Origin of the sequence: Foliimonas ilicis (assembly GCF_039939195.1) — a bacterium.
Classification (GTDB): domain Bacteria; phylum Pseudomonadota; class Alphaproteobacteria; order Rhizobiales; family Rhizobiaceae; genus Foliimonas; species Foliimonas ilicis.
This window is the reverse complement of sequence record NZ_JBDUUH010000004.1, coordinates 362,465-383,425: the sequence shown is the minus strand read 5'-3', so window position 1 is coordinate 383,425 and position 20,961 is coordinate 362,465. Positions and strand designations below refer to the sequence as shown.

10 protein-coding genes are annotated in these 20,961 nt (G+C 60.4%); 4 read left to right on the top strand and 6 right to left on the bottom strand.

Annotated elements, in window-relative coordinates; genetic code table 11:
• Positions 1–118 precede the first annotated feature (118 nt).
• A complete protein-coding gene (locus ABFT80_RS12160; RefSeq protein ID WP_347972168.1) occupies positions 119–679 on the top strand; it encodes an RBBP9/YdeN family alpha/beta hydrolase in 561 nt (186 codons plus the stop codon).
• A 207-nt stretch (positions 680–886) separates the two neighbouring features.
• Here ABFT80_RS12160 and ABFT80_RS12155 read toward each other — a convergent pair whose 3' ends face one another.
• From ABFT80_RS12155 to ABFT80_RS12130, 6 genes are all read right to left on the bottom strand, one after another.
• Entirely contained in the window at positions 887–1,930 is a 1,044-nt protein-coding gene (locus tag ABFT80_RS12155) for a sulfate/molybdate ABC transporter ATP-binding protein (protein ID WP_347972167.1), read from the bottom strand.
• An 11-nt stretch (positions 1,931–1,941) separates the two neighbouring features.
• Positions 1,942–2,853: a sulfate ABC transporter permease subunit CysW gene (gene cysW / locus ABFT80_RS12150; RefSeq protein WP_347972166.1), complete on the bottom strand. Its 912-nt coding sequence runs from the start codon at positions 2,851–2,853 to the stop codon at positions 1,942–1,944.
• Positions 2,843–3,703: a sulfate ABC transporter permease subunit CysT gene (gene cysT, locus ABFT80_RS12145; protein WP_347972165.1), complete on the bottom strand. Its 861-nt coding sequence runs from the start codon at positions 3,701–3,703 to the stop codon at positions 2,843–2,845. Before cysT ends, cysW begins: the two co-directional genes overlap by 11 nt.
• A 2-nt stretch (positions 3,704–3,705) precedes the next feature.
• Entirely contained in the window at positions 3,706–4,734 is a 1,029-nt protein-coding gene (locus ABFT80_RS12140) for a sulfate ABC transporter substrate-binding protein (protein ID WP_347972164.1), read from the bottom strand.
• A 181-nt stretch (positions 4,735–4,915) separates the two neighbouring features.
• A complete protein-coding gene (pbpC, locus tag ABFT80_RS12135) occupies positions 4,916–6,997 on the bottom strand; it encodes a penicillin-binding protein 1C (protein WP_455189920.1) in 2,082 nt (693 codons plus the stop codon).
• Between the two features lies 1 nt (position 6,998).
• A complete protein-coding gene (locus ABFT80_RS12130; protein ID WP_347972163.1) occupies positions 6,999–12,464 on the bottom strand; it encodes an alpha-2-macroglobulin family protein in 5,466 nt (1,821 codons plus the stop codon).
• 279 nt (positions 12,465–12,743) lie between these two features.
• On the opposite strand from ABFT80_RS12130, the gene ABFT80_RS12125 reads away from it, so the two are divergent.
• The 3 genes from ABFT80_RS12125 (at position 12,744) to ABFT80_RS12115 (ending at position 20,948) form a co-directional block, all read left to right on the top strand.
• Positions 12,744–14,690, top strand: a complete 1,947-nt coding sequence (locus ABFT80_RS12125) for an autotransporter assembly complex protein TamA (protein ID WP_347972162.1) — start codon at positions 12,744–12,746, stop codon at positions 14,688–14,690.
• Positions 14,691–14,711: 21 nt separating this feature from the next.
• On the top strand, positions 14,712–18,905 hold the full coding sequence (locus ABFT80_RS12120; protein ID WP_347972161.1) for a translocation/assembly module TamB domain-containing protein: 4,194 nt from the start codon (positions 14,712–14,714) through the stop codon (positions 18,903–18,905).
• 387 nt (positions 18,906–19,292) lie between these two features.
• Positions 19,293–20,948, top strand: coding sequence for an ABC transporter substrate-binding protein (locus ABFT80_RS12115; protein ID WP_347972160.1), 1,656 nt, complete (start codon positions 19,293–19,295; stop codon positions 20,946–20,948).
• Positions 20,949–20,961 lie beyond the last annotated feature (13 nt).

The following is a 20,961-nucleotide window of genomic DNA, read 5'->3' as shown; positions in this document are numbered from 1 at the left end:
CAGAAAAGGTTGGAGGCGAAAGATTCTTCCGCGTCGCGTTGACGAAACGGAAATGCATGCCTCCAGCCTTGCGCGTTAACCGGGTAATTTGCAGCGATATTCAACATGGATATCGACAATGACCGCAACGCTCATTCTGCCCGGCCTGAATGGCTCCGGCGAAACGCATTGGCAGCGTCACTGGCTGGACGACCATGACGACGCGATCCTCGTTCAGCAGGAGCACTGGTCGCATCCGGTGCTCGAAGACTGGCTTTACAATCTGGAGAGCCAGCTTCTGGCGCATCCCGGCGCGATACTCGTTGCCCATAGTCTGGGCTGCATTCTTGCCGCAAGCCTGGCTGGCAGGGAAGCGGCGGAGCATGTGGCGGGCGCTATTCTCGTTGCGCCCTGCGACATCCCGCCGACCAGGGAAAAGCATCCGGGCCGCATTCAGTTCAGCGACATGCCGCGGGCGCGGCTGCCGTTTCCATCCATTCTGGTCGCCAGCCGAGATGATCCGTATATGAGTTTCGACACTGCGCGGAAGTATTCGAATATCTGGGGAAGCGGGTTGGTCGATCTCGGCAATGCCGGACATATCAACGTCGCCAGCGGTTTTGGGCGCTGGGAGGATGGATATGCGCTTGCGTCTAGCTTCAAGGCGGGACGTGTTGAGGTGAATTCGCGGGCGGCTTGATAGTCGAAGTTTTTGACGGTTGCGTTCCTTCGCGCCCCCCTCTGGCCTGCCGGCCATCTCCCCCACAGGTGGGGAGATTAGCTTTCATCTATGATTTCGCCAGTCGTTGAAGGATTAGCGCCATCGACAAATACAGCCAATCTCCCCACCTGTGGGGGAGATGGCCGGCAGGCCAGAGGGGGGCAACGTAGGGCTGAAATCGGGCCGTTAAGCCTTATCCGGGAAAACCTTCCAACGCTTCGGACGAAACGCGATGCGGCTTTTCTGGCCAGCGGGATGGTCGACCGGAAGTTCGATTTCCACAGTCTTGCGTTGACCGCCGATTTCGAGCTCGACGCGGCGCGTTCCCGCAACGCGCCTTGAGTTGATGACGGTACCGGCGATGCAGCCACCGCAATTTTCCAGAAGCTCGATGTCGTGCGGACGGAAATAAAGTTCACCCGGACCTTCCGGGACATCATCGACTGTCAGCCCGATCGGACGGTCGTCGATCCAGACCTGGCCGCCTTCGACCTTTACGGGAAGGGCGCTTGAATCGCCGATGAATCCGTAAACGAAGGGCGAGTTCGGGGTGTCGTAGACCTCGTCGGCCGTTCCGATCTGCTCGATATTGCCCTGGCTCATGACAACGACGCGGTCGGCAAGTTCCAGTGCCTCTTCCTGATCGTGCGTGACGAAAACGGTGGTGTGGCCCGTCGTGTCGTGCACGTCGCGAAGCCAATGGCGCAGTTCGCGGCGCACCTGCGCATCGAGCGCGCCGAAGGGTTCGTCAAGCAGCAACACGCGAGGCTCGATGGCCAATGCCCGCGCCAGTGCAACGCGCTGGCGCTGACCGCCCGAAAGCTGCGTCGGATAGCGGTTTTCAAGGCCCGAAAGCTGCACGAAATCCAGAAGTTCAGACGCCCGGCGGCGAATTTCCGCCTTTTCCGGGCGTGTCGCGCTTGGACGCACCTTGAGGCCGAAGCCGATATTCTCGCCGACCGTCATATGCCGGAACAGGGCATAATGCTGGAAGACGAAGCCGACATTGCGCTCCTGAACCGTTTTCAGCGATGCATCTTCATCGCCGAAATAGATCGCGCCTGCGGTCGGGCGTTCCAGCCCGGCAATCAGACGCAGCAGCGTTGTTTTGCCCGAACCTGACGGCCCGAGCAGGGCGATCAGCTCGCCGGACTGAATGTCCAGCGAGACGTTGTGAAGTGCGGGAAAGCGGTCGAATTCCTTGCGCACTTGTGCGACGCGAACTTCCATTAACTTGATTCCTAATGCTTTTTGGTGGCCGCGAGTTCGTCGCCGTAGCGGTACTCGAGAAAGGATTTCAGGACGAGCGTCACGAGAGCGAGCAGGGCCAGCAGCGAGGCGACGGCGAATGCGCCAACTGCGTTGTACTCGTTGTAGAGGATCTCGACATGCAGCGGCATCGTGTTGGTGAAGCCGCGAATGTGGCCCGATACGACTGAAACCGCACCGAACTCGCCCATTGCGCGCGCATTGCAAAGCAGAACGCCGTAGAGCAGCGCCCATTTCACATTGGGCAATGTCACATACCAGAATGTCTGCAAGCCGGATGCGCCGAGCGAAAGTGCCGCTTCCTCATCGCCCGTGCCTTGCTCCTGCATGAGCGGGATCAACTCGCGCGCGACGAAGGGGAAGGTCACGAAGATGGTTGCCAAAACGATGCCTGGAACCGCGAACAGGATTTCTATGCCGTAGCTTTTGAGCCATGGGCTGAGCACGCTGCCCGCACCGAAGAGCAGGACATAGACGAGACCGGAAATGACCGGCGACACCGAAAAGGGCAGGTCGATCAGCGTGATCAGGAAGGCTTTTCCCTTGAACTCGAACTTGGCGATGGCCCAGGCCGCCGCGATGCCGAAGACGAGATTGAGCGGCACGGCGATCACCGCGACGAGCAAGGTCAGCCTGATGGCGGCAAGCGCGTCCGGTTCGAAAAGCGAGTTCAGAAAAGGCTCGACGCCTTTCGCAAATGCCTGCGTGAAAACCGCGACCAGCGGGATGACGAGGAAGATGCCGAGGAACAGGAAGGCAAAAGCCATGAGAACGGCGCGGATAAGCGGCGTTTCGGTCGTGGCGTTTTGATGACGGCGTGCCAGGCTGTCGTCTCCCTCACTGGGAAAAGCGTAAGCCGAAGCCGATTGTGTTTCAAGTGCCATAGCCGTACCGCCTCCTGCTCCAAGCCTGAATGAGATTGATGACCAGCAGCATGAGGAACGATATGCCGAGCATGATGGCGCCGATGGCGGTTGCCGCCGGATAGTTGAATTCTTCGAGCTTGATGACGATCAGAAGAGGCGCGATTTCGGAAACGTAGGGAATGTTTCCGGCAATGAAGATGACCGACCCATATTCACCAACCGCGCGCGCAAAGGCGAGCGAGAAGCCGGTGAGGATTGCAGGGGTCAAGCTTGGGAGGAGGACCCTGCTGACTGTCTGGAAGCGCGATGCGCCGAGCGTGGCAGCAGCTTCTTCGACTTCCTTGTCGATCTCTTCCATGATCGGCTGCACCGTGCGCACCACGAATGGCAGGCCGATGAAAACGAGCGCGATGACGATGCCGAGCGGCGTATAGGCGACCTTGATGCCGAGCGGGACCAGAAGGCTGCCGATCCAGCCCTTCGGTGCGTAAAGCGTGGTCAGGGCGATGCCCGCGACCGCGGTCGGAAGCGCGAAGGGCAGGTCGACGATTGCGTCCACGATGCGCCTTCCGGGGAAACGATAACGAACCAGAACCCAGGCAACGATGGTGCCGAACACGACATTTATAAGTGCGGCGATCAGCGAGGTGCCGAAACTCACTTTCAGCGCGTTAAGCGTCCGCGGATCGGTGGCCAGGGCTGCAAAATCGCTCCAGCCGAGTGCTGCCGAGCGCCACAATAGGCCCGCCAGCGGTATGAGAATGATGAGGGTGAGATAGGTCAGCGTAAATCCGAGCGTCAATCCGAAACCCGGAATGACGCTCGGATGTTTAAGCCGCCACGATTTGCGAGCGGACGACAAAGCCATGCTTATTGGGCCGGCTTGTAGATCTGGTCGAAGATGCCGCCATCGCCGAAATGCTCAGGCTGTGCCTTGCGCCATCCGCCGAAGATCGGGTCGTCGATCGAGATCAGCTTGAGTTCCGGCAGCTTCTGAAGCTCCTCTGCAGGCACCAGTTCCGGCTTGGACGGACGGTAATGGTGCCTTGCAGCGATGCGCTGGCCTTCTTCCGAATAAAGGTAGTTGAGATAGGCTTCCGCTGCCTTGCGTGTTCCCTTGGTGTCCACATTGCCATCGACGACGGCTACCGGAGGTTCTGCGAGGATCGAGGATGGCGGGATGACGATGTCGAAGGAATCCGCGCCGAATTCATCGATTGCCAGATAGGCTTCGTTTTCCCATGCGAGAAGAACGTCGCCGAGTTCGCGCTGTGCGAAAGTCACGGTCGAGCCGCGCGCGCCGGTGTCGAGCACTGGCACATGGCGGAAGAGTTCGCCGATATATTCGCGGATTTTGGCGTCGTCGCCATTATATTCATTATGCGCCCAGGCCCATGCAGCGAGGTAGTTCCAGCGCGCACCGCCGGAGGTTTTCGGGTTCGGCGTGATGACTTCGACGCCGTCCTTGACCAGATCGCCCCAATCCTTGATTTCCTTAGGATTGTCCTTGCGAACCAGGAAAACGATGGTGGAGGTGTAGGGCGACGAGTTGTTCGGAAGCTTGGTGCGCCAATCTTCGGGGATTTTCTTGGTCGCATCCGCAATCGCGTTGATGTCGCTTTCGAGCGCCAGCGTCACCACATCGGCGTCGAGGCCGTCGATCACCGAGCGGGCCTGCTTGCCCGAGCCGCCATGCGACGTCTGGATAGTGATCGTTTCGCCTGTGTCGGCCTTCCACTTGGTGGCGAAGGCCGCATTGTATTCGCGATAAAGCTCGCGGGTCGGGTCGTAGGATACGTTGATGATGGTCGTATCCGCGAATGCGAAACCAAAAACGCCGAACTGAACTGCACCGGCGAGGAGGCCGGCAAGCAAGCTTCGGGACTTAATGCTGTTCATGTCTACCTCCGTTGAGCGAGACTGGAGTCTATCAACTTTGTAGAAATAGGATGCGGCCGGACGTGCCAAATTTACCGCGTCAGGCGCAATTCTATGACGCTTTGGGGCTTCTGTGAGAAAAAATTTTCGTCTTCTCGATTTTTCAGAATCTGCTTCCAACTTCTGAAGGGTCGAAAAAGCGCTATTCGACGTAGACGCGTACGCTTGCTGCGCGGCCCGCGGCATCGATTACCGTCAGCGTGGAAAAGCCGGTTCCATCAGGCTGCCAGGCGGCAGTTCGGCGGCGCTCGATGCCCGACAGCGGCTTGCCATTGGCCAGCCACCGGAAGGGCGCTCGGCCACCCTGAAGTTTCAGGACGAGTGGGGAAGCTGCGTTCGATGCAGCGGCAAGTTCGATGTGCGCGCCATTCGGCGGAAAGACGATCTGCGGCGCGGGTTCGCTTGGTGCGGCAGCGGGCAGACCACTGGATTCGGAGGTGAAGCGCGCCAGCGTAAACGGCAGATCGTCGCGCTTCTGGCGCAATGCGCCGGCGGGTGCGCGGGGAAGCGGGACGGTTGCAAGGCCGGATCGCGCAAATCCATCAAACAATATGGGTGCTGCCGAGACATAGCCTGAAAGGCCGGGGACCGATCCGCCATCCGGGCGGCCGACCCATACGCCCAGAACGTAGCGTCCGTCGAAGCCGATCGACCATGCATCGCGATAGCCGTAGGAGGTGCCGGTCTTGTAGGCGATGCCGCGCGGTGCGGCACCTTCCGGCGGCATTACACCCGAAAGCATATCCGCGATCTGCCATGTCGCCCGCGCATCCAGCAACTCGCCCGTATCGGGCACTTCCATGCCATCGGGTTCGGTGCCGTCGCGCAATATGCTCGGCGAACCGCTGTTGGCGAGGCCTGTGTAAAGCTGCACCAGATCGTGCAGCGACAGGCCGACGCCGCCAAGGCCGATCGCCAATCCGGGCGCTTCGCCCTTCGGCAATCGAAGATTGATGCCCGCCTGCCTGAACCGCGCCGCAAGACGGGCAGGGCCGACTGCATCCAGAAGCCTGATTGCCGGAACATTCAGCGACAATTGCAGCGCCTGCCTTATGCTGACATCGCCCTGATAGCTCATGTCGAAATTGCGCGGGCGGTATCCTGCAAAATCGGCGGGCCGATCCTCAATCAGTGTTTCCTGCGCAATCAGCCCCTGTTCGATGGCGAGCCCATAAATGAAAGGTTTCAGTGTCGAACCGGGCGAGCGCGAAACGCGCGTCATGTCGATCCAGCCGGAACGCCTTGCGTCGAAATAGTTCGCGGACCCGACCTCGCCGAGAATATCGCCGGTTCGTGCATCGGCAAGGATCATCGCGACGGAAATGCGCGGGCCGAGCTTCGACGCGGCATTGCGGGCAACGGCTTCCAGCCCTTGCTGAACCGGCCTGCTGAGCGTGAGTTTATGATGCTGAACGTCCGGGGCTTTGCGTATTGCCGCCTGCGCAACATGCGGCGCTAAGGCGGGCAGCGCCAGCCGTCCCGCTATCTCGTCGCGGCCTGCGCGTGTCGCTTCCTGTTCGCCCAGAACTCCTGCGGCAATCATGCGGGTCAACACGCGGTCGCGCGCGGTTTTTGCGGTTTCCGGGTTGCGGTCGGGCCGTCGTCTTTCGGGCAATTGCGGCAGGGCGACGAGAAGGGCTGCCTCCGAAACGCTCAGCCGTCGCGGCTCTTTGCCGAAATAGGCAAGCGAGGCGGCGCGCACACCTTCGAGATTTCCGCCATAGGGGGCCAGCGTCAGATAGCGTTCGAGAATATCGTGCTTGCTCAGCCGCCGCTCGATCTGGATGGCGCGCAGAAGCTGGCGGAATTTGGATCCAAGGCTGCGGCTTTCGCGCGGCTCGATCAGCCGGGCAAGCTGCATGGAAATGGTGGAACCGCCCGAAACGATGCGCCCGTTTCCAGCAAATTGGCCCGCCGCGCGCGCCAAAGCGAGAAAATCGATGCCGGAATGGTCGAGAAACCGCTTGTCTTCATAGGCAAGCAGCATCTCGACGAACTGGCCGTCCACCTGATCGAGAACGACCGGCAGCCGCCATCTTCCGTCTGGCGTTGCAAAGGCTCGCAAGAGCAGGCCGTCGCGGTCCACGACTTCGGTCGAGATGGTGAGTTTTTCCGGCAGTGGCGGCGGGAAAGCCCGGTCAGCAGCATCAAGCCCCCATAGGCATGCCCCACCAACGCCAACGCCGATGACGCTCCACAGCGCAATTCTGCGGAGCGTTTTCACATCACGGCTCCTTGACCACCATCATGCCGGTCGAAGTGCGCGCCGAATATTGCGGGCGGTACATGTCTTCGACATTGGCGGCGGGATGGGCATAGGTGCCGGGCGTCACCGCACGCACGACATAAGCCAGCGTGATCGGCTCATTGTTTCCCGATGTCCGGTCGAACGCGGCAATGAAGCGGTCGTTGCGGAATTCGAGATGCGCAGCCTCGGTGCGGCCCAGCCATTCGAAATTGGACAGGTCTGCGCTGCTGACCAGGCCGGGATTGTCGATTTCGAAACCGGCGGGCAGAAGATCGGCAACCAGCACGCGCGATGGCCAACTGTTCCACTCATTCACCCGCAGGACGACCACGAAGCGCTCATTCTGCTGCACTTCGGTAACATTGGCCTCGCTGCCGTCGAGACGGTAGTAGGTCCGCTCGATCTCGAAGCCGTCGCCACCGGCTGGCAGCGGATCGACCGGCGCTGCAACCGTTGTGACCACGGCCTGCACAGGCTCCGAGCCGCGATTGGTGACGAGCATCGGATTGTCCATAAGTTCCGTACCGCTCATCTCCTCTGAAAACGCGCCGCTATGCGATTGGCCGTTTATGTCGAGGCTGAGCGCATTCGTGCTGTCTTTCAGGGCGCGAGCGGCAAGCAGCATCCAGGCCTGATCCTGTGTGCTCATATATTTTTTGGTTTCGCGCTCCGACGATACGAGCTTCACCAGTTCCGGCATCACGGAAGGCGCGGGGCGGCTTTCGGCGGCAAGCGCCAGCATCGCCGCGCCGTCGCGCAGCCGCGAACCGTAATCCGAGCGGTTGTAGTCGTAGGCCGGATTTGCCTGCGCGAGCCGCAACGCGGCACTGAAAGTTCGTTCCGAGCGCTGGTTGTCGCCATAAAGCGCGAGGCTGGCCGCGAGTTGTGCGACCGCCATCGGGCTGGTGAAGGCTTCGATCTGGGTGTCCGAATAGTAGCGTAGATCGCCAACGGACGCTTTCTTGTTGCGGGCAAGAACATAGAGCGCATAAGCGATCTGGCTGCCGCGGCCCTGAACGTCTTGATCGTAGCCCAGCGAATTCTGCAGATTGTTCAGCGCCTGCAGAAGCGATTTTTCCGGCACGTCGTAATTCTGCTCGCGGGCGCGGCTCAGGAAGTCCGTGACGTAGGAATCGAGCCACAGATCGCCGGAACCCGGCGACCAGAGGCCGAAACTGCCCGACGACGACTGGTAGTTGAGCACGCGGTAGATCGCCTGTTGCACACGATCGCGCAGGGTTGGATCGTCGTTCATGCCCAGGCCCTTTGAAAGCTCGCTGACATAGAGCAAGGGCAGGGCGCGGCTCGTCGTCTGCTCCGCGCAGCCATAGGGATAGCGGTCGAGCGTCATCAGCAGCGAGGGCACGTCGAAGGCAGCGGTGGGCGATATGCCGACGCTGACCGATGCGCCTTCCAGCATGGAGGCGGCCAGAAGCTCGCGATCGATGCGCAATGCGCCGCCATTGGCCGAGAGATCGACCACCATGCGGGTCGTGATGGGAAGTGCTGCCGGGCGCACCGGCAGATAAAGCACTTGCTCGACGTTCAAACCATCCGCGTTTGCAAGCCGGACAGTGAGACTCGTATCGCCGACCGTCTGCGCGACCAGCGGTACGCTGAGCGTCTGGCGCTTGCCCGCAGTCAGGGTGACTTTTTCAGGCAGCGGCGCGGTGCCGGTCGAAAGGTCGCCGGTCGTTTCAACCGTGAAATCATAGTCGCCATCCGGCGCATCGGTGTTTGCGATATCGAGGCGCATGGTGGCTTCGTCGCCCGGTGCCATGAAGCGCGGCAGGCCTGCCGTGACGACGATCGGATCGCGCACGATCACGTCCGATGTCGCATGCCCGACCGCTTCCTTCGTCCAGGCAACCGCCATGACGCGGGCGGTTCCGTTGAATTGCGGGATGTCGAACGCGATGTTTGCCTTGCCCTCAGCGTCGAGTTTTACGATGCCGGAGAAGAAGGCGACGAGCTTTTCGGTGGGCGCGCTGCCCTGGGTTGCCATGGAGCCGCCATCGCCGCCGGTGCGCAGCCTGCCGGTCGTGCCGAGCGAACCGTCGATCAGGCGTCCGTATAGATCGCGCAATTCGAGGCCCAGCATACGTTGGCCAAAGAACCAGTTTTCCGGGTCCGGGGCAGTATAGTTGGTCAGGTTCAGAATGCCGACATCGACTGCGGCGACCATGACGTAAGCATCGGTCGCGGCGTCTATGCCTGCAACCTGAATGGGAACGGAGAGCGGCTTGCGCGGCTCGGTCTTCTCGACCGTATCGAGCTTCACGTCGAGTTTGCGGCTGCCCGGATCGACGGCCAGCCATTTGACGCCGATGGCGCGCGCGGGCATGCGCGTTTCCTGCGCATCGCCGGGGCGATAGAGCGTGGCTGTGATGTAGGCACCCGCGCCCATCTCGGCATCAACCGGCACATCGACGGTCGAGCCGCCTTCGGGAACGCTGACATTGATCGTCTTGAGCAGGCGCTCCGAGCCGACAGTCACCATCAACTCGCCCGCGAAACGCGGCGAGATTTTCAGTTTCGCGACCTCGCCGACCGCATATTTGTCCTTGTCGAGCGCGATTTCGAGACCGTCCGGCGTTTCCGTAGAACTTGCCGCGACATACCATCCGGCGTCGAACTCGACGCTGGTGGCGGGACCTGTCGGGTCGGCACTGGTGATTTCGAGCCGGTAGCGGCCCCAATCCACCGGCATGGAAATCGTTGCCTCGCTGTCGGCGGAAGCGTCTATCGCCCCGTTGGAAACGGCCTTCGTGTAAGTTACCGGCTCATAATTCCAGGAATTGCCGCTGCGATACCATTGGTAATTGCGCTCGACCTTTACCAGCGACCATTGCAGGCCATTCGACGCGTGCCGCGTACCTGTATTGTCGGTGGCGATGACGCTGAATTTCGCGGTGCCGCCCTGTGGGACGGAATCGCCGGTGAAATCGGGGCGAATACCGATCATCTCGCCTTCGGGGCGGATGGCAATATCGAGTTTGCGTTCGACGGCCCTGCCGCCCGTTTCCTTCATGCGCACGGTGACGCCCGCATTCAAAAGGCGCGTGGTCGATGGCAGTTGATCGATTTCGACCGGGAAGCGCGCCTTGCCGTCATCGCCGATCAACGGAAGATTGGTCAGCGGAATGCGTGTTGCTTCGCCCTGATCCTCATCGGCAAGGCCGAAGAAATAGCCTTTGAAGCGATCCCATTCGCGGCGGGTCGAGAGCGTCACTTCGCCTTCGAGCGCCAGACCGGCAGCGGGCGCGCCATAAAGGAAGCGGCCATCGACGGTAACTTCCGCGCTCTCACCCGCGGCGATTTCCTCACGGTCGCTGGTCAGGTCGAACTCGATCCGATCGGGCACGAAGTCTTCGACAAGAAAGTTCTGGCTGACGATTGCCGCTTCCTTCGGGTCGGTGTGGATGCGGGCCGTCCACGTGCCGCGCATGGCGTTGGCGGAAAGCGGCAGCTCGACCGCATAACCGCCAGCCGATACGCCTTCGGCGACGATGCGCCGATCCTCGACGCCATCGGGCCGTGTGAAAATGAAAGTCAGCGGCAGGTTTTCGACGCCGCTGGCCTTGTCGTCTCTTGCCAGAGCCGCGACATGAACCGTTTCGCCGACGCGGTAGATGCCGCGTTCCGTCCATGCATAGAGATCCAGTGCGCCGGGTGCGGCACGACCCGTCACGCCACGGTCCGAAAGGTCGAAACCGGCGCGGGTCATGTCGAGGAACACGAAATCCTCATCGCCTTTGCTCGCCATCAGCACGGCAGGCACCATGCTGTTTTCGCCGCGTGTCAGGCCCGGATTGAATGTTGCGCGACCTTCGGAATCCGTCGTCGCCTTGCCCAGAATTTCATTGTTCTTGGCAAGCAGCGTCAGTTCCACGCCGTCCATCGACTTGGCCGAGCCAAGCGATCTGGCAAACACGTTCAGGCCGTCTTCGCCCGTATAGGTCGAGAGGCCGATGTCGGAGACGACGAACCATTGCGTCGCGCGCGAATTCCATTCGTCGCTGGTGTCGTTGGCCGGCTGTGCGGTCATGACATAGACGCCGGGCTTGCGCTCCGGCAGTGCTTCATCGATCGGGAAGCTGGTGGTGACTTCCTTGTTGAGATCGTTGGCAATTTCGATCTGGCCTTCCCAGACCGGTGCGCCCATCTGGTCCGAAACGTTGGTTACGTCGTAACCGTCCAATTGCCGCAGGAACTGGTAGCCTGACAAAAGCTGCGCCAGCGAGCGGTCGCCGATGCGGTAAACCTTGATATCGGCGGCTTCCATGTTGATCGTGACGAGGGGTATGCCGCGGCGCGCGCCCGAAGGCAGCACGAAGCTGTCACCGGTGAAGCGGGCCGATGCACCGCGATCCTGCACATAGACATTGAGCGTGACCGGCGCTTCGAGTACTTCGCCGATTGCGGCTGGAATGCCGGGACGGAACGCGACACGGTAACGCTCGCCGTGCTCCAGACCTTCGACGCAGATTTGCTTGTCCTTGGCCTCTACGGCTTTCGGGGCAGCACCGTCGACAGTCACGAAGGGTGCGTAATCCACGCCGGTCTTGACCAGATCCTCGGAAAACTGGGCGCAGACGCGCGGTGACGCGCTGTCGGCATCGATGGAATGGTCGACGATGCGGAAACCTTTGCGTGCCTTCAAATCCTCGTAGCGGGATTGGACTTCCGCCGAACTCACCAGAGCGAGGCTTGCCTGATAGGCCTGAATGGCGGGGCGGGAAATGTCGCGTCCGTCGAGGCTGTCGCCGAGGAATGCGAGCGCTTCGGCGCGGGTCGCTGCCGTTCGCGAAATCAGATAGCCGTTCAGCGCCGCGGAGGTCGCGTTCTGTCGCATCCTTGCGCGCTCATTATCGCTCGGCGAGATTTTGAGGATCGCTTCGCTGAGGGAATTCCACAGCCGCGCGTCGTCCGGCGAAATCGCGATTGCGGCGCGGAATTTCTGCTCCGCGTCGCGCGGATCGTTGGAAAGATTGGCGAAATCGCCAGCCTCGATAAGCGCTGCAAGGCCGTCGCTGCCTTCCGGTACGGCCTGCCCGGTCAAGAACCGGCGGAATTCGCGCGTTTCCACATTGATGAAGGCCGGTACGAAGGACAGTTCATCCGGTGCGCCGATGTCGGGATCGCCGCTATTGGTCACGACTTTGCCAGCGATCGCGCCGGAAAACGGCTTCAGCGTGCTGAAATCCGATTTCAGAAAACACCATTTGGCCTTTGGGTTGTAGGTAAAGGCGCGGCAACCGGAATCGCCCAGGCAGATGGATTTGCACTGGTCGATGGAGACGTTCTGCTCGGATCGCAGGTCGAATCCGAAATAATCGCTGTCATTCTTCGTGACGATACTTTTCGTCTCGGCACCGAAAGCCTGGCCGGCAAGAGACAACAGGCTGAAGGTCAGCAGGCAGAAAACACGAAGCGCGCGCATTTTAGATTCCTCCACAGGCATCCACCTTGCCCGGAGGGTATGATCCGAAAGAGCGGAGCGTTGTCAACATGCCACAGTCGTTGGTTGTAAGACCGCTGGGGGCCACAAATGTTGGCCTCGCCCGGCGCGACATGGTACTCGAATCCATCCGGGATTGTTGATGAGTACGGAAATGGCGCTCACTCTTTGTTCACCACTTCATGAAAAATCACTGTCTAACCGTTTAGAAGCGGTTGAAAACTTCATTCCAATTTTAGCTTTTGGCGTTAGCTTGAAATAATGCAGTTGAAAAAGTCGCAGGGTTTTGGGGGCAAAACGACTGACGATGCTTTCCTACGCGTCGCGATGTCTGCCCTGCTTTGCTCGGCGGTCATGCTCGTGGGGGCGCCGAAGGCGTCTGCATTAGAGATATTCGGTTTCAAGATTTTCGAGTCCGCTGAGGACGAAGACGCCGATATCGTCGATCCGCTCCGCTATTCCGTGACGATCAATGTCGTTGGCGACGACGAAATAAAAGAGACGATTGAAAACGCTTCCGGCCTGAAGGCGGACGAAGAGCGTCCCGTTTCGGGCTCTCTCGGCCTCATGGCTAAGGCGCGCAGCGAGCGCGAATTGCTGGTCGCGGCACTTTACGAGCAGGCGCGCTATGAAGGCGTCGTCACGGTTTCGATTGCCGGGCAATCCATCGATGATCTGCCGCCCGATGCCGAATTCACGCAGGCGCAGCCCATACCGGTCACGGTGACGGTCGAGCCGGGGCCTGTCTTCACGCTCGGCGACATAAGGCTGGCAGGCGATGCTGCCAATCTGTCAGCGGTCGATTACGGCCTGGTTTCCGGCGGCAATGCCGGTTCGCTCGAAATCCTGAAGGCCGAAGGGCTGATCGTGCGCGCGCTGAAGGACGAGGGCCGTCCGCTGGCGAAGATTGCCGGTCGTGAAGTCGTTGCAGACCACAACACCAGCACGCTCGACGTGACGCTGAATGTCGCTGCCGGGCCGATTGCCGGATATGGACCGACCACGGTTCAGGGCACCGAAACGGTCGATCGCGATTTCACAGAATATATGACGGGCCTCGAGCGTGGCCGCACCTATTCGCCGGAAGAAGTCGAGGATGCCCGCGAAAGGCTGACGGGGCTCGGCGTGTTCAACAGCGTTTCGCTTCGCGAAGCCGAAAGCCTCGATGCGAACGGGCAGATCCCCATCGCTGTGACAGTAACGGAGCGCAAACTGCGCTATTTCGGTGCCGGTGCGACCTTTTCCAACACCGAAGGCTTCGGCATCGAAGGCTATTGGGGCCACCGCAATCTCTTCGGGCGCGCAGAAAAACTGCGTATCGAAGGTGCCATCAGCAGGATTGGCGCGGCGGAAGCCATCGACAAGCTCAACTATAATGCCGGTATTCTGTTCGAGAAGCCGGGCGTTATCGGGCCTGCATCCAAATTCTTTGCCGGGCTCAGGACCGTTTACGAGCATCCCGACGCCTATGACCGTTTTTCGGTGAAGGCCAGCACCGGCGTTTCCTATGAACTGACCAAGACGCAGACGGTTTCTGCCGAACTTGCGGTGGATTATTCGCGCATCGAGGATGTTTTTACGCGTCTTGCCGGTACGGGGCCGAAGAAATTCCTGCTCGTCAGCACGCCTCTCCAGTATATTTACGACAATCGCGACAACCGTCTTAACCCGACCAAGGGTTTCCGCGTTCTGGCTTATGGCGAGCCGACCTACGATATTCTGACGGGCGCTGCCTTCGTGAAACTTCGCGGCGAAGCGTCTGCCTACCAGTCCTTCGACACGAATGCGCGTTTCGTGGCGGCAGGGCGTGTTGCCGTCGGGTCGATATTCGGTGCGGGTCTGGATGCAGTTCCGGCAGACCGGCGGTTCTATTCGGGCGGCGGCGGCTCGGTTCGCGGCTATGCCTATCAAGGCATCGGACCCAAAGGGCCAGACGGAGAACCGACAGGCGGTCTCTCCTATGCTGAAGCTTCCGCCGAACTGCGCATCGGCATAACCGAGACGATCGGTATCGTGCCTTTCGTCGATGTCGGCACCGTGTCCACCAAGCAGACGCCCGACTTTTCCGATGTAAAAGCTGGCGCAGGCGTCGGACTGCGCTATCTCACACCGTTCGGACCGTTGCGCGTTGACGCAGCCGTTCCGCTCAATCCGGGGCCGGACGATCCAAGCTTCGGCTTTTACGCTGGCATTGGCCAGTCTTTCTGACACGGGCCAGATCGAACGCTTATGGTTTTGCTAAAAAAACTCTTCCGGATTCTGGGTTACGCGCTTCTCGTCGTGGTGGCTTTTGCCATTGGCGCGGTTGCCGTGCTGACCTTGACCGGAAAAGGCCGCGAAAACCTGGCCGGGATCATCTCCGATCTTGCCTCGACACCGGATCAAAAGATTGCACTCAGCGGCATCGACGGTATCTGGTCGGGCAATCTGAGGCTCGATCAACTCGTCATCGAAGATGCGAAAGGGCCGTGGCTTGTCGTACGCGGCGCGGAGATCGACTGGTCGCCGCTTGCACTTCTCTCGAAGACGTTCAGTGCGGACCGTATTTTCGCGCAGCGCATCGAAATGGCCCGCACGCCGGAGAGCAAACCGGCGGAAACCGAGACGAGCGGCTCGTTTTCACTGCCTGTGTCGCTGGCGCTTCGCGACATCGATCTGCCGGAAATCGCGCTCGGCCCCGACATTGCAGGCGGCGTTGCGGAACTCGGCGCGAAGGGTTCGGCCATGGTCGATGCCTCGCCGATGCGCATCCAGACCGACCTCAATATTGCGCGCAAGGACGGCACCGAAGGCAGTGTTCAGGCCAAGGTGACTTTTGCGCCGGACGACAACAAGCTGGACGTAGATGTAACCGGCTCCGAGCCTGCGGGTGGCATTCTGGCGAATCTGCTTAAACTTCCGGGACAGCCTTCCGTCGATGTTGCCTTGAAAGGCTCCGGCCCGCTGGCCGATTGGGCTGGCGAGGGCAGTTTTTCGGTCGATGGAAATGTCATCACTAGCCTTTCGGGCCGTCACAGGCTGACTGAAGCGGGCAGGGCGATCGAAGCGCAGGGCAAGGGCGATTTCATGCGCTTCGTGCCTGCGCAGTTCCAGCCTCTGCTTGCCGGGCAGACCGCCTTTGACGCTGCTGCGACGCTGACGCCTTCGGGCGGCGTTTCCATCGAACGCGCGAATATTTCGAGCGACGGGCTGGAAGGAACGGCATCCGGCACGGTCAACCCGGAAGGTGCCAGCGATTTCAAGCTTGAGTTCAATGCCAAGGGCAATTCGGTGCCGCTTTCGCTCGGCAGTGATGAAAGCCCGCTCGACATCGAAATCGGCTCCGGCTCGCTCAGAGCTTTCGGCGCAGGAAACGAACCGGCACTCGATGTCTCGCTGACGCTGCCTTCGGTCGCGACGAACGACACCAAGGTCGAAAATATCGAAGTGAAGTTCCATTCGGACGCCTTCAATATCGAAAACCGGACAGGCCCGATTTCCGGCTCCGCAACGGCAACCCGTATCGGCTTCGACAATCCAACGATCGCTCCGCTGATTGCAGGGCGTATCGCTACGGAATTCAGCGGCAGCCTCTCGGCAAGTTCATCCGACAGCCCGATCTCCGACACGGTGGTCATCGACAGCGGCTCGCTCCGCAGCGATGCACTTCAAGGTGCATTCGACGGTCGCGTTTCTTTGGCGGACGGCTCGATCACGCTTAACGTCAAAGCCGATGCGGCGTCCGCCGCGCTGCCTGCCGCCGCACGCGGCGTGCTGGGCGAGCGCACGGTCATTTCCACGTCGCTCAATCGTGACGCGCAAGGCAACATCGCCGCAGACTCGCTCGAACTGTCCTCCGGCCAGCTTTCGGCGAGCGGTCAGGCGAAGCTTGCCGATGGCGCGCTCGACGCTGAAATTCAGGGCGCGCTCGCCGATGTCGGACTTCTGGCACCGGATGCGACGGGCGCAATCGCTTTTCAGGCGAGCGCGAAGGGCGCGCTTGCAGCACCGGACGTCGCCCTGACGGTGACCAGCGATACGATCGAGGCGGCGCAGCGCGAAATCCGCAACCTGAAGCTCACCGCGTCCGGCAAGGCTGATCTTGCGAACCCGGCTGCGGATGTCGCGCTTTCCGGCACTGTCGGCGGCGAAACGCTCGATGGCCGCGCCATTTTGAAAACCACGGATGGCAGGCGCGAAATCAACGGACTGACGCTTTCGCTCGGTCAGAACCGCATCGCTGGCGATCTCGTTCTCGACGACAGTTTCGTGCCTCTCGGCGAGGTCAATTTCGAGCTTCCCGACATTGGCCCGCTGGCCGCACTTGCGCTGGAAACGGCGGAAGGTGACGTTCGCGGCAAGATCAATTTCACGCGCAATGGCGAAACGCCGGAAGTGAAGGTTACGGCCAACACCGCCAAAATCACGCGCGGTGAACTCAGCGTCCAGAATGTCGCGATCGATGCGCTCGTTTCGAATTTCATGGCGTCGCCCGCAATTTCCGGAACGATCAAGGCTGCCACGGTCAATTCCGGCGGGACCATCGTGAAGAATGTCGATGTCGCATTGCGCCAGGACGGTTCGTGGACCGGCTTCAATGGCGGCGCGACCGTCAACGATATTCCCGCAAAAGCGGCGGGACGCGTTCAGCTTGCAGACAGCACGACGACAATCGAACTCGCATCTGCGGAAGCCACCGTTAAAGGTATCAGGGCTGCATTGGCACGGGCGTCCACCATTCGCATCAAGGATGGGCGCACCGCGCTCGAAGGGCTGGCGCTCAATCTCGGCGGCGGCACGGCAACCGTTTCTGGTACCGCAGGCGAAACGCTCAATCTCGATGTGGCTCTCTCCAATCTTCCCGTCGCGCTGGCAAATGCATTTGCACCCGGTCTCGACGCGGGCGGCAATCTTTCCGGCACGGTCAAGGTAACGGGGCAGGCGAGCGCGCCTTCGGTGGCCTATGATGCCAACTGGAGCGGGGCTGCCACATCGCAGACGCGGGCTGCCGGTATCGGTGCTCTGGGCATCGTGTCTAAAGGCACATTCGCATCCAACCGCCTGTCCTTCAACGCGACGGCCAGCGACGCATCGGGTCTGAACATCACTGGCGGCGGCGCAGTGCAAATTGCGGGTACACCGCAGCTTGACCTTAGATTCACCGGCAGGGTGCCGTTCGGCTTCCTCGGACGCCAGTTGGCAGCACAGGGCATGGCATTGACCGGCAATGCCGATGTCAATGTGACCGTCAGCGGCCCGGCCACTGCGCCCGTCATCGGCGGCACTATACAATCGTCCGGTGCGCGGTTCGTCTCGGCGGCCAACGGCATTGCCGTCAACGATCTGGCGCTGGATGTGGCAATCAATAACGGCGTTGCGACGATCCGCAGGTTGACCGGCACGATCTCCAGCGGCGGAACGATCACTGCAGGCGGCACGGTCGGTATCGACGCGGCGCAGGGTTTCCCGGCGGACATTACCATCCGTGTCGTCGAAGGCCGCTATACGGATGGGCGGGTCGTTACCGTCAATTTCGGCGCCGATCTCAAGATAAGTGGCCCGCTGGTATCCGCCCCGGCAATTTCCGGTGCGATCAATCTCGGAAAAACGATCGTCACCGTCCCGGACAGGCTGCCCGCATCGCTGCAGGCGCTGGATGTGCAGCACAAGAATGCACCCGCCGCGGTGCGTGCGCAGGACCGCGCGTTGAACCCGGCCGAAGCGACCGGCAGCAATGGCGGCGGGCTGAGTCTGGATATTGCGATCAATGCTCCGCAGCAGATTTTCGTGCAGGGACGCGGCCTCGATGCCGAGCTTGGCGGCAATCTCCGGCTCACCGGGCCTGTCTCGTCACCTGAGGCTGTCGGCCAGTTCACGCTGCGTCGCGGACGCCTGTCGATCCTCGGCAAGCGGCTGGACTTCACCGAAGGAACGCTCGGATTCTCCGGTTCGCTGGTGCCTTACCTCGACATGACGGCGGAATCGTCGGCCACCGACGCGACGGTGACGGTTCTCGTCACCGGTCCGGCCAACAATCCGAAATTCTCCTTCCAGTCGATCCCGGTTCTGCCGGAAGACGAGGTTCTGGCACGTCTCATCTTCGGACGCTCCATGTCGAATTTGTCGCCATTGCAGATCGCGCAACTGGCCGATGCCGCCGCACAGCTAACCGGCGTCGGCGGCTCAAGTTCGCTTCTCACCACGCTTCGCAACCAGCTCGGGGTCGATGATCTGGACGTCAAGACCGACGAGACGGGAGCGGCCTCCGTTGCGGCAGGCAAATATCTCAACGATCGCACTTATATAACGCTCGAAAAGGGTGAGAAGCCCGGCTCCGGCAAGGCGACCATCGACCTCAATGTCGGGCGCGGCGTGAAGCTCAGAGGGCAGGCGGCCGACGATGGCGAAGCCAAAGGTGGTATATTCTATGAGCGGGAATATTAGACCTTTGAACTAAGCATGTCTCCCAAAAGTGGGAACCGGTTTTGGGATAAAGACATGCGTGAAAACAAAGACCTAAAGCGTAGGAAGCGAATCTGAAAGATCGCAACACGCTTTAGATCCAAGTATCTTCGGCCAGGATTGCGTGGCCTTACAGTCTTCGTCTTCTGGCGCTGTGTGGCCAGACGGAATTGTATCAATATAATCTAGGCGGTATTTTTATTGCTTTTCGCGGGCATTGTCGATTTTGCGTCAAGCTTGTCGCTATCGCGCATGTTGCCCTCCCATCAAAGTTGCACATTTCCTCCACCTTCTATGTTCTGCGCGTTTTGACAACGCCTGCGGGATACGGAATGTTAAACGGCGGAAAGCCAACAATGGGAGATTGCGATGACGTTCTACAAGAGCAACGGAGATAGTGTCCCGGACCATATTCTGGAGATGGCCGAGCAGGCCAGGGCCGGAAAGGTGGACCGCCGCGAATTTCTCGCTTTGGCCAGCGCATTCGGTGCGACGACGGCCATGGCTTACGGCATGATCGGACTTGCCGCCCCAACGCCTGCGATGGCGCAGGAAGAGGGCAAGAAGGGCGGCGTCATCAAGATCGCCATGTTCATCAAGGCTCCAAAAGATCCGCGCATGGCGGACTGGTCCGAAATCGCGAACTCCCAGCGCCAGTCGCTCGAGCCTTTGGTCAAGTACACCCGCGAATACACGTTCGAGCCATATCTTCTCGAAGCCTGGGAAGTGAATGACGATGCGACGGAATATGTCTTGAAACTTCGCCAGAACGTCACCTGGACGAATGGCGACGCCTTCACCGCGGAAGATGTCATCTTCAACCTGACCCGTTGGTGCGACAGCAAGGCCGAGGGCAATTCGATGGCCGCCCGCATGGGCACGCTGGTCGACAAGGACACCGGCAAGGCGCGCGACGGCGCGATCACCAAGGTCGATGACCACACCGTAAAAGTCACGCTCACCGCTTCCGACATCTCCTTCGTTCCCAATCTCGCAGACTATCCCGGCCTTGTCGTTCACCGCAGCTTTGATGAAACCGGCGCCGATTTCACCCGCAATCCGATCGGTACCGGCCCGTTCGAACTCGTCTCGTTCGATGTCGGCCAGAGCGTCGTCTACAAGCGTCGCGAAGACGGCAAGTGGTGGGGAGGCGAAGCGCTGCTCGACGGCGTCGAATTCATCGATTACGGCACCGATCCGGCAGCCACGGTCAGCGCGTTCGAAGCCGGCGAAATCCATTCCAACTACGAAACCACGGCAGATTATGTGTCGATCCTCGACGGTCTCGGCCTGGTGAAGTCGGAAGTCGTGACGGCGACGACGCTCGTTGCGCGCACCAACGTCACCAACAAGCCTTATGACGACCAGAAGGTCCGTCAGGCATTGCAGCTTGCGGTCGACAATGCGACCATCCTTCAGCTTGGCTATGGCGGTGCCGGCACCGTTGCCGAAAACCACCATGTCTGCCAGATCCACCCGGAATATTTCGAGCTTCCGAAGATCACCCGCGACATGGAAAAGGCCAAGGCGCTGATGGCCGAAGCCGGTCAGGCCGATTACGAGCACGACCTCATCACCGTGGATGAGGACTGGCACAAGAACACCGGTGACGCGATCGCAGCCCAGCTTCGCGAGGCGGGCATCAAGGTCAAGCGTACGGTTCTTCCGGGGTCGACCTTCTGGAACGACTGGACGAAATATCCTTACTCGATGACCAACTGGAACATGCGCCCGCTCGGCGTGCAGGTTCTGTCGCTCGCCTATCGCACCGGCGAGGCGTGGAACGAAAGCGGCTGGTCCAACCCCGACTTCGACAAGAAGCTCGGAGAGGCGCTCGCCGTTGCAGACGTCGATAAGCGCAAAGCGATGATGGAAGAGATCGAAAAGATGATCCAGGATTCCGGCATCATCATCCAGCCTTACTGGCGCAAGCTCTACAATCACTCCGTGGAGGCCGTTAAAAACCATGGAATGCACCCGACGTTCGAGATCGATCTCGGCAAGGTCTGGCTCGACGAAGCTTAATGTCTTGAAACTG